The organism is Acerihabitans sp. TG2, from assembly GCF_035013185.1.
Classification (GTDB): domain Bacteria; phylum Pseudomonadota; class Gammaproteobacteria; order Enterobacterales; family Enterobacteriaceae; genus Acerihabitans.
The window spans coordinates 84,744-99,030 of record NZ_JAYGJO010000011.1 but is presented as its reverse complement, the minus strand read 5'-3'; the positions used below and the strand labels follow the sequence as shown (position 1 = coordinate 99,030).

Below are 14,287 nucleotides of genomic sequence, written 5' to 3'. Positions count from 1 at the left end.
AGGAGCGACGATGAGCGGTAATATGATGATCGCCAACCGGCAAATCGTGTTTGGCACCGGCAGTATCAGTCAATTGATTCCGCTGCTGGACGCTGAACCACAGCCAACGCTACTTTTTAGTTGCCGCTCGTTCCTGGGCGGCAAAGTCTATGCCGCGCTGTCGCCAGCGTTGTCGCCGTGGTTGATCGGCACCGAGGTTGTCAGCCACGAGGCCTCCCCCCAGGACATTGACCACTGGGTGGCACGCTGGCGCGGTAAAGTGCGGCGGGTGGTGGCCATTGGTGGCGGCAGTGTGCTGGATGCCGCCAAAGCGTTTGCTGCGCTGGCGGAACATCCGTTGCCAACCCTGCGTTATATGGAAAAAGTCGGTGACAGCAAACTGAGTGGTAATACGCTAACACTGATCGCTATCCCCACCACCGCCGGGACCGGTAGCGAGGTGACGCAAAACGCCGTGGTAACCGATACCGTGGTCAATAAGGTTAAGGCCTCGCTACGCCATGCGAATTTAGTGCCGCAAGTGGCCATTCTTGACCCGCAACTGCTGGCGGGCACGCCTGATCCGGTATTGGCCTACTGCGCTATTGATGCGTTCACTCATCTGTTCGAATCCTACCTGTCCAACACTTCCAGCAGTGTGTCGCGCGAGATGTCACTGACCGGTATGCGTTACTTTCTGCATGCCTGGCCGGGGCTCAACCGCAGTAGCGATGCCCGCGAGGCCATCATGCAGGCGTCTTACCTGGGCGGGCTGACACTGAGTATGGCGGGGTTGGGGGTGATCCACGGTATTGCCGGCGAGATCGGCGCCTTGCGCGCTTATCACCACGGGCAGATCTGTGGACGCCTATTGCTGCCATTTCTGGCACTGCTGGCGGAAAGTCAACAACCGCGCCAGCGGACGTTAATGGCCGAATTGTCCGGACGGTTATTCCCCGCGCAGCAAACCGGCCCGGAACGTTATCTGCTGGACTATATCACTCGCCACGCCATTGCCTCTTTCTGGCAAGATGATCTGTCGATCAGTCGCGAAGAATTAGCCGTCTGTGTGGACAAATCAAATAGTAAAAACGCGTTGCTCGAGTACCGGCCGGCACAGCGCCAAAGGTTGATCGAGGCGGCATTTCGTATCGAATGATTTTTTTCGGTTAGATGCCGATGGCATTTTTTTAACCTAAAGGGATAGTCTGTAACGACAACGTCCTCAGCTAATCTCGCGACGATGGCTAAAAGTCGCCAGATTAATGTAGATCGTTATTTTCCGTGCAATGTGAATTCATCACCCGTTGTTAATATTCAGCGATAAACATCAATCCGATGGGTAGCAGATTTGGTGTTAACTCTCCCGGGGTGGATTTCCTTGACGATGGCGTTTTGCTGTCTACATTCAGACATCATATTTCTAGCAACTTGCTGTCGTAACCTGGCCACTTGCGTTTCCAGCCTTTTAAATTTTGCCTTAAGCAACTGCTGCTGATGTTGCTTTTGCTCCGCACTCAAGCTGGATTTGGACAATGCGACGAGTTGCGTGGTCAGTTTGTTAATCTGCGGAGTGATACCTTTAATTTGTGAGGCAACATCAGTAACGACACCCAATGAGAGAGAGTGAAAGGATGGCGTAATGGTATTGATCATAGTGTACTCCTGTTACAAAACGTTCAATCAACAGTAATCACAGAACCAGACTCACATTCACCGTTTGCAACAGGTGGGAAAGTCCTGGCATGGCCGAACCTCAGTAAATTATATTACGGCTATAGACTGATTATCGCCACAATTGATATATTAAAGATCAACGTTTTAGGTGAAAATACTTATTCCCATTTAATTCAAATATTAACCAATTGTTTATATAATTATAATTATCCCAATAATGATTAGAAGTAAATTAGTCATTCTATAAAAATGGGTATTGAAAATATTGTTTTTATATTATTATAATAATATAATTATTTATCATATTAATTTAAGTCGCCTGGCGGTTATTGGTCTGCTTGGATTTTTATTTATTGATGCCGTTATTAAAATAAATAATATCAATGAATTAATATGATTTTCCGGAATCATTAAAAAATTATTTTTTCTGTTCTAGCCAAAAAAACCGCATTGATAAAAATCTAACACAGTACGGTGTTGTTGATGACATTGCATGACAATCATTATTATTGCTATAAACTTGATTGTCAGCCTACTGTGACGTTTTGCTGTGATGTTTTGTTGTGATAATTACCGAATATTTATACCTTCCTCGTGTAGGGTGGAAATGATTATCAACGTAAGGAAATAATAATGGACGCGTGTTATCAGTCTTATTTAACATTAAAAAAACAGCATCCGCGTAAATATGCCCGCGATTTGGCGCGTTTAATGAATATCAGCGAAGCAGAGCTGACCCATATCCGGGCCGGTAAGCAGACCATCCGCCTGCGCGTGGATGTGCCGGCTATGCTGGCCGCCTTGGAAAGTGTCGGTGAAACCAAGTCCATCACCCGCAACGCTTATGCTGTTCATGAACAAATAGGGCACTACCAAAACCTCGAGCTGGGCGATCATGCCGGGCTAATCCTTAATCCGCGGGCGCTGGATCTACGGGTATTTCCACGTCAGTGGATCAGCGCATTCCATGTCCAAGAGCCCGAAGAGCAAGGCGGTCGCCAAAGCATCCAATTCTTTGACCTGCATGGTGACGCGGTATTAAAAATCTACACCACCTTCAACACGCTAATGACAGCCTGGGAACAGTGGCTCGCGTGTTTTGCCGCGAAGGAAAATCCCATGCTCCAGCTGATCCCTAGGCCCGCCGCAGCACAGCCCACCACTGCGCCACCTGAATTAGCACAAGAGTGGAGGGCGATGACCGATGTGCATCAGTTTTTTACACTGCTCAAGCGCTACAGCCTGACGCGCCAGCAGGCATTTCGTGCGGTTCCCGACGATCTGGCTTACCGGGTCGATAACCAGGCTCTGAGACAAATACTGGCGGCGGCGCGTCGGGATGGCAATGAAATAATGATTTTTGTTGGTAACCGTGGCTGTGTGCAAATCTTCACTGGTGTTATCGAAAAAGTGACTCCCTGGCAGAACTGGCTCAACATATTTAATCGTGATTTCACCCTGCACCTGGTGGAAGACACCATTGCGGAAAGTTGGGTCACCTGTAAACCCACCCTCGATGGCAATGTCACCAGCCTCGAGCTCTTTGCCGCCAACGGCACCCCGATCGCCCAACTATTTGGTCAGCGCACCGAGGGTCAACCTGAGCAAAAGCAGTGGCGGGCGCAAATTGCACAATTGTCTGCATAGTTCAGGAACGTAATAGCCGTGGTTTGGCACTGACTGGACATCCCTTATTGGTCTGCTAAAATGAATACTGTTCATTTATACAGGCTACATCATGACCATCGATCTTTTTGAAGACTCGGCGCCGCCGCCATGGCGCGATCAACTCGGTCCCGGCGCGGTAGTGATGCATGGATTTGTGCGTGATCACGGCCCTGCGTTGCTGGCGGCGGTCAACGGTGTCATTGCCCAGGTGCCGTGGCGCCATATGACCACCCCGGGCGGGTATGTCATGTCGGTCGCAATGAGTTGGTGTGGCAACGCGTGGACTCGTGAGCGTCGTGGATATCGTTACTCAGAACGTGACTCGCGCAGCGGCCAACGCTTACCGCCGATTCCGGCTATCCTGATGGCGCTGGCAGACGAAGCGGCACAACAGGCGGGTTTCGCCCCGTTTATCCCGGACTCATGCCTAATAAATCGCTACGATCCCGGCAGCAAACTGTCCTTGCATCAAGATAAAGACGAACGTGATATTGATGCGCCGATCGTCTCGGTATCACTCGGTCTGCCGGCGATATTTCAATTTGGCGGATTGCGCCGCAGCGATCCGACCCAGCGCATTCCACTGGCCCATGGTGATGTGGTGGTGTGGGGTGGGCCTTCGCGGCTCTGTTTCCATGGCATTATGCCGGTCAAAGAAGGGTATCATTCTCTGGTCGGGCCGCACCGTATTAACATCACCATGCGCAAGGCACTCTAGCGGCGGCATTATGGCCTATCATACTGTGCTTTTAGTTCGGAAGTAGGGGGGCTTACGCCCCTATTTCAGAATGTTATGATGATATTTTAATGGTACGCTATACCCCGTTTCCGTATATTCACATCATCTCCTGAGGTCGCTCCATGCTAGGACTTTCCCAACTGTTGCAAGCCGTAACCTTGGGCCTGGTTTTACTCATGCCACTGGTTAATCCGTTAACTTCGGTCGCGCTGTTATTAAGCCTTTCCGGCAACATGAGTTACAAAGAGGTCAAACACCAAGCATTGATGGCCTCGATTTATGTGTTTTTCATCATGATCGTTGCTTTTTACGCCGGGCAATTGGTGATGAATACCTTTGGGATTTCCATTCCGGGCCTGCGGATTGCCGGGGGACTGATTGTCGCTTTTATTGGTTTTCGCATGCTGTTTCCCCACCCCAAGCATGAAAAATCATCCATCGTAGATGCCAAGCATCAAGAAATGCTCAATGAGGGGTCTGATAGTATCGCGTTTGTGCCGCTGGCCATGCCCGGCAGTGCAGGGCCTGGCACTATCGCCATGATCATCAGTTCGGTTTCCACCTTAAAAGATAATTCATTGGGTTTTGAAAGCTGGGTGTTGCTGGTCAGTCCGGCCATTACCTTCGCCACCATTTCTCTTATTTTGTGGATCTGCCTGAATGGTTCTAGCGTTATCATGCGCTTAATCGGTAAAAGCGGTATCGATGCCATCTCACGATTGATGGGCTTTTTGCTCGTCTGTGTCGGAGTGCAGTTTATTATTAATGGCGTATTGGAAATCGTTGCGCAACACTAATACCCTAAAAAAAGAATAAATGCTCACCTATAAGCGTCAGTCTGAATACGGTCGACAATCACGGCATTCAGACTGAACGCTGTTCAAACGTAAACTCCCTGTCACATATTGATAGTAAAATTCAACCATATAATAATTTGCTAAGCTAATAATGGTCGAACCTCCAACGAGTACTGTTCAGGGCCTTATGCAGTGCCACCGGTTAACGATCATAATGACAGCAAACGAGTAGCGCTCAGCGTCCTCATTACATCTATTCATTTAGGATCAGCTGAACGGCCTAGTGTGGGAGATGCTGATGCGAATTGCGGTCTTTACCGACAGTTTTTACCCGGAGCTGGGTGGCATTCAAGACTCGGTGTTGTCCACTTGCCGGGAGCTTGGCAACCGCGGCCACCAGATTATGATTTTCGCTCCGCAAGCCACCAAGCATGATTTCACCCTTGCCGGTGTCGCCGAGCACGAAGCCAATCTGGGCAACAATGTTGCGATCCGGCGACTGTTTGCGCTACCGATTCCCAGCTCGACCGGACAGTCACGGTTGTTGGTGCCCACCGGACGACGCTGGCGTCAGTTGATCCCGTTCGCGCCAGATATTATCCATACCCATACCTTTTTTGGCGCAGGACTGGAAGCACTCAGTGCGGCGCGTCACCTAGATGTTCCGCTGGTAGGCACCAATCATTGGGCAATCGGTGAGTTTGGTGGTTATACGCCATTTTCGACCGATTTTTTCAGCAGGTTCAGTGTTCAGGCGGTGACCCGCTACTACAACCACTGTGCAATGGTGACCGGTCCCTCGCATTCGGTTATCGACGAAATGTGTGCATTCGGGCTGCATTGCCCCCATTGCATCGTATCCAATCCGGTCGATACCGCCCAGTTCCGTCCGGCGTCAACCGCCTACCGCGCTGCACGCAAACGGACCTATGGTTTTAGTGATTCAACCCTTGTTTATGCCGGCCGCCTGGCGGATGAAAAACACATTGATGTGTTGATTCGTGCCGTGCCCCTGATTGCCAGGCAAGTGCCTGATGTGATGCTGGTGCTGGCCGGACATGGTAGTGCACGCCAGCGGCTCGAACAACTGGCCGATGGCCTGGGCGTAGGGAACCGCGTCAGGTTTCTCGGCACCCTGGATAAGGCCACGCTGGCCGCGGTATTTCATGCGGCAGATATCTTTGCTATCGCCAGCACCTCTGAAACACAAAGCATGGTATTGATTCAGGCAATGAGCGCCGGGCTGCCGGTGGTCGGGGCTAACTGGCGTGCGCTGCCGGAATATATCGATGAACGTTCGGGTTTTCTGGCGCAACCCGGAGATGAGCAAGATTTTGCCCGTCGGTTGACACTTTTGTTCCACTCGCCAGCATTGCGCCAACAAATGGGTGAGCATGCCATCAATAAGACCAAGGATTTTTCCATCACGGCGGTGACAAATCGCTGGGAAGAGATTTATCACCAGGTCAGCCTGGCGGTACCCGAGCAGATGTCGTCTATCTCAGGAGCATAAAGATGAAACTCAGTTTGATCATTCCGGCTTACAACGAAGAACGGTATCTTGCGACCTGTCTGCGATGCGCGATCGACGAGCTCAACGCGCAGGCAAGATCTGGCGAGGTTGAGATTATTGTCATCAATAATGCCAGTACCGACCGGACGTCGGAGGTGGCGAGTGGTTTTGCGCAGGTTCGTGTGGTTTATGAACCCGTTAAGGGACTGACCCACGCCCGCCAGCGAGGACTGGAGTCGGCATCCGGTGATATTCTGGCCTTTATCGACGCCGATACCAGGATGCCGGCGGGCTGGCTTAGCCAAGTGCTGGATGCGTTTGATCAAGACCGGAATCTGGTCTGCATCAGCGGTCCGTACCGTTATTTTGACTTGCCTGGGGTGAAAAGTCATATGGTGGCGCTTTACTGGTTGTTGCTGGCCAAACCGACCTACTGGATCACGCGTTATATGGCCGTGGGTGGAAATTTCGCCGCCAGCAAACAGGCCTTATTGCGTATCGGCGGGTTTGATAAGTCAATTGCGTTTTATGGCGAAGATACCAACATAGCGCGACGTCTTGCCAACGAGGGGCGTGTGCAATTTAACCTTGGCATGGTCATGGAAACGTCAGCACGCCGCCTGAAACAAGAAGGTTTTGTGACCACCGCGCTACGTTATGTCTTAAACTTTATTTCCGAAGTGGTACGCAACAAACCCGCCACGTCTGATTATCGAGATATCCGCTAAGGCTAACAACAGGCTGTGGCGCACTAACGTTAAAAAAACCGTTAGATGGACATGGAAAATACCCTAACCTTTTCACTGCTGATCATGCGACACGGGCAGTGTGATCCTGACACATAAACCGCTGGGGTAGTTTGCTGCGTCTAACAACATTATCTGGCCACCTAATTGGTTGACGATGGTCTGAACGATTGATAACCCCAGGCCAGAGCCATTTTGTTTTGTCCCTGTAATGCGGTAGAATGGATCAAAAACCCGCTGACGATGTGGCTGGGCAATTCCCGGACCATTATCTTCCACTTCCAGGACAATAAGCGTCGCGTTTTTATCAAAACGAATGTCGATACACCCTCCGCTGGGGGTATATTTGATGGCATTTTCAACCAGATTTTTAATGATAGTAAATAGGGATACTTCATTAGCGTATAAGATAATATCTGTCGTTGCTACCACCCCGAGATCAATATTTTTATCCATTGCCAGAGGCCAAAGATTCTCTATTACATGCCGCGATACTGATTGCAGCGATAAGGGGGCCGTCGCGCTCTCCGGGACGTCATGTTGTTGTGCTCGCGCCAATGATAATAATTGTTCCAGCAGGTTTTTGGCGCGGTTAATCCCCTGCCTAAGTTTGCCAAGGCGTATTTTTGCCTCTACTGACATGTCAGATTGACTCAATCGTTCAGCTTGTAATGACAGTGCCGTTAAAGGGGAGCGTAATTCATGGGCGGCATCTGCCACAAACCGTCGCTGGGTTTCCATTGCGATGTCCACCTTACTCAACAGGCGATTTATCGCCATGATAAAAGGACGAACTTCGCTCGGTAGGGCCGCAGAGGCTAAGGGAGTTAAATCTTGTTCGTCACGTTGATTCACCTCACTTGCCAATTGTGATACGGGTTTAAAAACGTTGCGTACTAATAGGGTGACGACCAAGAGTAAAATGGGCAGTAACGCCAGGAAAGGCATCAGTGTACGACGGGCACTGCTGAGCGCAACCTCATCGCGTACTGCGGTTTTTTGCCCTACCACCACATGCAGCGTAGATGATAACCTGGCGACCAGCACCCGGTATTGCCCTTTTGGGGATGGAATGGTTTGAAATCCCTCGGTGATTTTTTTAGGCAGATTAAAATAAGAAGGCAGGTTGCGCGTAGTCGATGGACTATCAGCAATCAATTGCACAACCACGTTGGAGCCGGTCTCGTCATCAAGCGAGGGGCTGATGTAGCTACTGTCCTGAGAGGATAATTGCGCATGTTTAATGACCCCGGCAATTTGGGTTAATGTGGCGTCTTGCAACTCATGCGCTTCATCGAGCGCCGAGAAAAAAGCCACTCCCCCCGAGATGACCGCAACGATAAAAATCGCTGAACACAGTGCAATCAAAAGTCGTCGCTGTAACGAACCCCTTAGCTTCCCTTTAACACCATCCATCCCACACCCCGCACATTTTTGATGGCATCGCTACCGAGTTTTTTACGTAATGCATGAATTAAAAACTCAACAGCGTTACTTTCAACTTCGTCTCCCCATCCATAAATTCTTTCTTCCAAATCGCTTCGGGATAGAATGCTGCCAGGTCTTATCATCAGCGCCTGCAATAAAGAAAACTCCCGGTTTGACAGTGGGAAAGTGATCTGGCTTGACACCATAGTCACACTATGGGCGGCGGGGTCTAAGGCCAAGGTGCCATTGCTTAATACTGGATCTGCATTGCCGCCTTTTCTGCGTAATATTGCACGGATGCGGGCCAGCAGCTCACTCATCTCGAAGGGTTTTACCATATAATCATCCGCGCCGCCGTCCAGCCCTTTTAATCGATCATTAAGTGCGTCGCGCGCGGTAAGAATCAGTAAGGGTGTCGCTATTCCTTTTTTACGTATTCCGGCTAAAACAGAAAATCCGTCTTTACCGGGCAAACCGAGATCCAGGAGTATCACATCATAATGTTGACAGGCAGAACTGGATAATGCGTCCTCGCCATTATTTACCCAATCAACGGCATAAGCGGCATCTTTTAACGCATCCTGAACGGCTTCACCGATCATTGTGTCATCTTCGACCAACAAAATTCGCATTAATTATCTCGTGGTGTTGAGCGGCCTACCCTTTGAAAACCGCCGAAAAAAAATTGTTGTCCAACCCGATAAATGCATCTTCCCACCTCCTTAGTCGCAACACCCGACCTTTTTTGAGTGACCTCAGTCTACGTGGCAGCAAATGTCAAGGTGGTGGACAAGGGTATCTTTGTTGAGTATGTCATGTGTGTTCCCGATTAACTCGCAAGGATGTGCGTTGGAGTTAGCTTATGGCAGCAAAAACCTGCAAGTATGTGCGTTGGAGTTAGCTTATGGTAGTTAACTTAGGTAAGACTTAGCCAAGACACGGTTGCAGAAAAGCCACGCATCGACATCGTGGTGTTAGTGATTTTTTGATGGCAGTCTGATAACAAATAGCAGTGTCTGGGACGTTTTAGTGATAGAACCCACGCCCGTGGTTGGCGCAAGTCAGGTGGCCATGGGGGATGGTGCATGGAGTGCACAACAGCCGTTATATTCCCAAACCAGAAAGAGCCCGCATCCATGCAGGCTGTTGGGAATAATTATACTTTTACGTTGACTACGCTGCCGACAACACTGCCGCTGGCGTTTACTGAAGGGGAACTTACCTGACTTACTGATGTTGCAGCATCATCGGCGTCACCGTCATGGTCTGGGCCGACTTTTGCTTCGCCTTTTTCTCCCGCGGAACTTGCTTGATACTGCGTGTTTACTGGCATGCTGCCAACTGAGCCGATAGACATGGTTAATTCCTTATATTAATGAGTGTGCCCGTGCACACATCACTGTTATCGGCGCAGATAAGTCATGCATCAGTAACGTAATTGTTACTATTTGCGTCAATATTGAGTGCCGGGGGTAGCCTGGTGCACATCACCCTAGGAACTGCGCCACCTATCCACACTGCACGTTGCTAGTTGACGTTAAGGCATGGCGACATCGGCCAAAGCCAAGTCGATATTGCGGGAATGGCGTCCATGCAGGGCGTCAGCCAGACGGGCGATGCCAATGTCGATACGTGCGGGTTGGATCGCGTGAAACCCAAGTCGAAAATAGTTCATCGGCACCTGTTCGCCGAGAAAATGCGAGTGCCCTGGTTCAATCAGCACCCCGGCGTGAGCTGCGCGCCAGGCCAAATGCTCGCTATTGATGCCGTGGGGCATTTGCACCCAGAACGCATTGGCATGATTGCTGGCAGGGCTACGTATGGCTTGCGGCAACCAGTGATCCAGTGCCTGGTCAACCAAGGCCCAGCGGCGCGCGGAATCTTGCCGATAGCGTTTCAGGTAGGATTCATAGTATCCAAGCGCCAAAAACTGCGCCATCTGATAGGCAATAGTGGTGGGGGGGTGGCGATACATCAATCGCCGCAGCGGCCGTAACTCATCAATAAGTTCCGCCGGGGCTACCAGATAGCCCAGTCTGAGACCGGGTGATAGCGCTTTGGACAGACTGCCGACATAAATCACCCGACCATCAGTATCGCGGGCTTTTAGCGCCGGTTGTGGGTGGGGGTCGAAATTGGTTTCCGAATCGTAGTCATCCTCAATTATCACGCGATCGTGCGAGCGGGCGAAGCTGAGCAATTGGTTGCGGCGTGCGCTGCTCATCACAATGCCGGTAGGGGCCTGGTGGCTGGGTGTGACATAAAAATAGTCACAGCTTGCGGACTGTTCTGTCAGACAGATGCCTTCATCATCCAGACTATGCGGTACGACAGTGCTGCCCTGCAGTGAAAAAGCATTAATCGCTTCGCGAAACATCGGATTTTCTACCGCTACCCGTGTGCGCCGATTGAACAGCAACTGGGCTAACATATACAGGGCATTTTGGGAACCCTGGGTGATCAAAATCTCCTCGGCACGCGCGACAATGCCGCGTTTGGGCAGTATACGTTGGCGGATTTGTTCAATCAGTTCCGGTACATCCTGATCAATCTGATCGCGAAGCCAGTGTTGTTCGTGCTGGCCACTGTACATCTTGCGTGACACCTCACGCCACTGCTCCAACGGAAATCGGGTGATATCCGGCTGACCGTAAATAAACGGAAAGGGGTAGTTCATCCAGCGTGCCGGTTTTAAGCTGGCCTGGTAGTTGCTGGGGCAAACCTTAAAACGCGCGCTCCAGTCTGGTGCTTGTGGGCCCGGGGCCGGATCGTCATAAGGCAGAGCGCAGCCTTCGCTCTGACACCAGGACGGGTGTAGGTAGTAGCCACTGCGTGGCCGGCTCACCAGGTAGCCGTCTTCTTGCAGACGTTCAAAGACCAACGCCACGGTATTACGGGAAATCCGGAGCTGCAGCGCCAGCTTACGGCAGGAAGGTAAGGGTTCATCCACCGGAAAAATGCCGGCCAGAATCGCCGATACCAGCCCTTGGCGCAACTGATCCTGCAGACTTTTACCGGCAACAAAATCGATATGCAAACGATGAAGAATCATGGTCGGTCTCCCCGTTCAGGATGCTGTGATGATCACTGGCACGCAATTAACGTGCCGAGATGCGTCTTGACGGGGAAAAAAGATTAACTCATGGCATTGCCACCGGGCACAGGTCACTGCCGGCGGCCTTCAGGCGCAAAACTCAGTCGCGGTCAATAGCGAATGATGACCACGCTTGGCGTACTGGCATGACTTCCAGCCGGTTGATATTCATGTGATCGGGCAGGGTGGCAACATAGAAGATCTGTTCGGCAATATCCTCGGCGCTTAACGGTGTGGTTCCGCGATAGAGTTTGTCATTGGCCGCCTGATCCCCTTTGGTGCGCACCAGGGTGAATTCGGTTTCGGCAATACCCGGCGCCAGGTCGGTCACGCGCACGCCAGTACCCTGCAGATCGCAGCGCAAATTGTAACTGAACTGTTTGACGAAGGCTTTGGATGCGCCATAAACATGGCTGCCGGGGTAAGGCCATTGACCGGCAATAGATCCGATATTGATGATGCTGGCACCTTTGCCGGTGGCAATGAGTGTCGGCAACAGGGTATGGGTCACGTTGACCAGTCCCGTGACATTAGTGTCAATCATCACATGCCAATCTTCCAGCGCAACCTGCTGGGCCGACTGCGGCGCCAGTGCTAAACCGGCGTTATTGATAAGCGCCTTGACGTTACGAAAGTCTGGCGGGAGGTCGGCGACCAGGTTTTGCACAGCACTGGCGTCGCGCACGTCCAGGGCAGCAAACCACACTGGCGACTGGCCACTCAATTCATCTGCCAGTGCCTTGAGTCGTTCGGTACGGCGACCGGTGAGAATGACCGACCAGCCGGCAGCGGCGAATACCCGTGCGGTGGCTCGGCCAAATCCGGAGGTCGCGCCGGTGATAAATACCGTATTTGCCATGGCAATAATCCTTGTATCCGTTAGGTGATGTACCTCGCTATCTTACGAACCATGACGTGGTCGGCCATAGGGCCAGTTGCCGTTTATTCATGTGACAGCCCCGTCCGGCGGTGCCGGTTTCGTTCTGGCCAGCGTTTACTCCAAAACTGGCTCTATCCGGGCAGCGGCATTTGTCCCTAGTCTGAAAGCAACCCAGAGGAGCGGGCGCGAATGCGCTGCTTGTCCGATACGACCGTCTAGTGAAGGATAAAAAATCATGGCTTCGATAATTAACCCGCCGCAAGGGCTGACCAATGATGATGTGCGCCAGTTGGATCGGCAGTATGTGTTCCATTCCTGGTCGGCACAGGGAAACCTGAATCCATTGGTGATCGCGGGCGGCGAAGCTTGCCGCCTGTGGGACTATGAGGGTAATAACTATCTGGATTTTAGCAGCCAATTAGTCAACGCCAATTTGGGTTATCAACATCCGAAGGTGGTTGCTGCCATCCAGGCGCAGGCCGAAAGCCTGGTGACTATTGCCCCCGCCACCGCCAACCTGATGCGGGGCCAGGCGGCAAAACGCATTATCGAGCGCGCGCCGGCAGGGTTTAACAAGGTGTTTTTCACCAACGCCGGTGCCGACGCCAATGAAAACGCCATTCGCATGGCACGGCTGTATACCGGTCGCGATAAAGTCCTGTCCGCATACCGTTCTTATCATGGCAATACCGGCGTCGCCGTCTGTGCTACCGGCGACTGGCGTCGTCAACCCAATGAATATGCCCGTGGCCATGTGCATTTTTTCACCCCCTACGCGTATCGCAGTGAATTTATGGCCAGCGATCCGCAACAAGAATGTGAGCGCGCCTTATTCCATTTGCGCCGGGTCATTGAAGGTGAGGGACCAAACAGTATTGCCGCCATCCTACTGGAAACCATTCCGGGTACCGCCGGTATCCTGGTGCCGCCGCCGGGGTATTTGCAAGGCGTTCGGGCGTTGGCCGACGAATTCGGCATCCTGATGATCCTCGATGAGGTGATGACGGGTATGGGACGTACCGGTAAGTGGTTCGCGTTTGAAAATTATGACGTCAAGCCAGATCTGATCACCTTCGCCAAGGGGATCTCTGCCGGTTATGTCCCGACTGGCGGGGTGGTGATCTCGCGCCCGATTGCGGAATATTTCAACGATCGACTGTTCCCGGGTGGACTCACCTACTCCGGTCATCCGCTGGCGATGGCTGCCATCGTCGCCACGCTGGACGTGATGGCGCAGGATAAGATCTGTGAGAACGCCGCCAGCATAGGAGAACAGGTCTTGTCTCCCGGCCTGAAAGCGCTACAGCAAAAACATGCCATCGTCGGTGACGTTCGCGGCATCGGGGTGTTTCATGCCATTGAACTGGTCAGCGATCGTGCTACGCGCCAACCTTTGTCGGCCGCGGCGATGGCTGGGCTCAAAGCGTCATTGCTTAACGCGGGTCTGCTGCCGTTTGTGGCGGAAAACCGTCTGCATGTCGTGCCGCCTTGTATTATTACCGCCGACGAGGCGAGGCGCGGCCTGGAGATCATCGACCTGGCTCTGTCGGCAGTCACGCCATCCTGACCTATCCAATCGACCGTCCGATTAATCATTGCAGATGATGGGGCTATTGCCCCATTACGAGGCGAAAACCCATGCGTCTTGCACCGAAGTGATCGCGAACGGCGGTAAACTTCCGTAAAACCCGGCAAAAGAAAGGCCAACTCGCTAAATTTCGCAAGGTTTTGACATTGGCATGAAATTGGCATGGTTGTTACTGAAA

At 51.8% G+C, this 14,287-nt stretch carries 13 protein-coding genes; 7 read left to right on the top strand and 6 right to left on the bottom strand.

The window, feature by feature from the left end; genetic code table 11:
* Positions 1-10 precede the first annotated feature (10 nt).
* A complete protein-coding gene (locus SJI19_RS11955) occupies positions 11-1,138 on the top strand; it encodes an iron-containing alcohol dehydrogenase (protein WP_323478484.1) in 1,128 nt (375 codons plus the stop codon).
* Between the two features lie 158 nt (positions 1,139-1,296).
* Here SJI19_RS11955 and SJI19_RS11950 read toward each other — a convergent pair whose 3' ends face one another.
* The gene (locus SJI19_RS11950) at positions 1,297-1,635 is read right to left on the bottom strand and encodes a FlxA-like family protein (protein ID WP_323478483.1); all 339 of its coding nucleotides are present in this window, start codon (positions 1,633-1,635) and stop codon (positions 1,297-1,299) included.
* Positions 1,636-2,289: 654 nt separating this feature from the next.
* On the opposite strand from SJI19_RS11950, the gene SJI19_RS11945 reads away from it, so the two are divergent.
* The 5 genes from SJI19_RS11945 (at position 2,290) to SJI19_RS11925 (ending at position 7,101) form a co-directional block, all read left to right on the top strand.
* On the top strand, positions 2,290-3,303 hold the full coding sequence (locus SJI19_RS11945; protein ID WP_323478482.1) for a hemin-degrading factor: 1,014 nt from the start codon (positions 2,290-2,292) through the stop codon (positions 3,301-3,303).
* Positions 3,304-3,394: 91 nt separating this feature from the next.
* Entirely contained in the window at positions 3,395-4,042 is a 648-nt protein-coding gene (alkB, locus tag SJI19_RS11940; RefSeq protein WP_323478481.1) for a DNA oxidative demethylase AlkB, read from the top strand.
* A 143-nt stretch (positions 4,043-4,185) separates the two neighbouring features.
* Positions 4,186-4,860: a MarC family NAAT transporter gene (locus SJI19_RS11935; RefSeq protein ID WP_323478480.1), complete on the top strand. Its 675-nt coding sequence runs from the start codon at positions 4,186-4,188 to the stop codon at positions 4,858-4,860.
* 298 nt (positions 4,861-5,158) lie between these two features.
* A complete protein-coding gene (locus SJI19_RS11930; RefSeq protein ID WP_323478479.1) occupies positions 5,159-6,373 on the top strand; it encodes a glycosyltransferase in 1,215 nt (404 codons plus the stop codon).
* Between the two features lie 2 nt (positions 6,374-6,375).
* On the top strand, positions 6,376-7,101 hold the full coding sequence (locus tag SJI19_RS11925) for a glycosyltransferase family A protein (RefSeq protein WP_323478478.1): 726 nt from the start codon (positions 6,376-6,378) through the stop codon (positions 7,099-7,101).
* Between the two features lie 72 nt (positions 7,102-7,173).
* On the opposite strand, the gene SJI19_RS11920 is transcribed toward SJI19_RS11925, so the two are convergent.
* The 5 genes from SJI19_RS11920 to SJI19_RS11900 form a co-directional block, all read right to left on the bottom strand.
* A complete protein-coding gene (locus tag SJI19_RS11920; RefSeq protein ID WP_323478477.1) occupies positions 7,174-8,535 on the bottom strand; it encodes an ATP-binding protein in 1,362 nt (453 codons plus the stop codon).
* The gene (locus SJI19_RS11915) at positions 8,511-9,179 is read right to left on the bottom strand and encodes a response regulator (protein ID WP_323478476.1); all 669 of its coding nucleotides are present in this window, start codon (positions 9,177-9,179) and stop codon (positions 8,511-8,513) included. The genes SJI19_RS11920 and SJI19_RS11915 overlap by 25 nt, the downstream gene beginning before the upstream one ends.
* Positions 9,180-9,703: 524 nt before the next feature.
* Entirely contained in the window at positions 9,704-9,904 is a 201-nt protein-coding gene (locus SJI19_RS11910; protein ID WP_323478475.1) for a hypothetical protein, read from the bottom strand.
* Positions 9,905-10,084: 180 nt separating this feature from the next.
* The gene (locus SJI19_RS11905) at positions 10,085-11,599 is read right to left on the bottom strand and encodes a PLP-dependent aminotransferase family protein (protein WP_323478474.1); all 1,515 of its coding nucleotides are present in this window, start codon (positions 11,597-11,599) and stop codon (positions 10,085-10,087) included.
* A 142-nt stretch (positions 11,600-11,741) separates the two neighbouring features.
* Entirely contained in the window at positions 11,742-12,506 is a 765-nt protein-coding gene (locus tag SJI19_RS11900) for an SDR family NAD(P)-dependent oxidoreductase (RefSeq protein WP_323478546.1), read from the bottom strand.
* Positions 12,507-12,756: 250 nt separating this feature from the next.
* Here SJI19_RS11900 and SJI19_RS11895 point away from each other — a divergent pair, with 250 nt between their 5' ends.
* On the top strand, positions 12,757-14,088 hold the full coding sequence (locus SJI19_RS11895) for an aspartate aminotransferase family protein (RefSeq protein WP_323478473.1): 1,332 nt from the start codon (positions 12,757-12,759) through the stop codon (positions 14,086-14,088).
* Positions 14,089-14,287 lie beyond the last annotated feature (199 nt).

What these genes read in the sequence shown, in the direction of transcription:
- SJI19_RS11955 (WP_323478484.1), top strand. Translation starts at nt 11, where the DNA reads ATGAGCGGTAATATGATGATCGCCAACCGGCAAATCGTGTTTGGCACC.
- SJI19_RS11950 (WP_323478483.1), bottom strand. Translation starts at nt 1,635, where the DNA reads ATGATCAATACCATTACGCCATCCTTTCACTCTCTCTCATTGGGTGTC.
- SJI19_RS11945 (WP_323478482.1), top strand. Translation starts at nt 2,290, where the DNA reads ATGGACGCGTGTTATCAGTCTTATTTAACATTAAAAAAACAGCATCCG.
- alkB (WP_323478481.1), top strand. Translation starts at nt 3,395, where the DNA reads ATGACCATCGATCTTTTTGAAGACTCGGCGCCGCCGCCATGGCGCGAT.
- SJI19_RS11935 (WP_323478480.1), top strand. Translation starts at nt 4,186, where the DNA reads ATGCTAGGACTTTCCCAACTGTTGCAAGCCGTAACCTTGGGCCTGGTT.
- SJI19_RS11930 (WP_323478479.1), top strand. Translation starts at nt 5,159, where the DNA reads ATGCGAATTGCGGTCTTTACCGACAGTTTTTACCCGGAGCTGGGTGGC.
- SJI19_RS11925 (WP_323478478.1), top strand. Translation starts at nt 6,376, where the DNA reads ATGAAACTCAGTTTGATCATTCCGGCTTACAACGAAGAACGGTATCTT.
- SJI19_RS11920 (WP_323478477.1), bottom strand. Translation starts at nt 8,535, where the DNA reads ATGGATGGTGTTAAAGGGAAGCTAAGGGGTTCGTTACAGCGACGACTT.
- SJI19_RS11915 (WP_323478476.1), bottom strand. Translation starts at nt 9,179, where the DNA reads ATGCGAATTTTGTTGGTCGAAGATGACACAATGATCGGTGAAGCCGTT.
- SJI19_RS11910 (WP_323478475.1), bottom strand. Translation starts at nt 9,904, where the DNA reads ATGTCTATCGGCTCAGTTGGCAGCATGCCAGTAAACACGCAGTATCAA.
- SJI19_RS11905 (WP_323478474.1), bottom strand. Translation starts at nt 11,599, where the DNA reads ATGATTCTTCATCGTTTGCATATCGATTTTGTTGCCGGTAAAAGTCTG.
- SJI19_RS11895 (WP_323478473.1), top strand. Translation starts at nt 12,757, where the DNA reads ATGGCTTCGATAATTAACCCGCCGCAAGGGCTGACCAATGATGATGTG.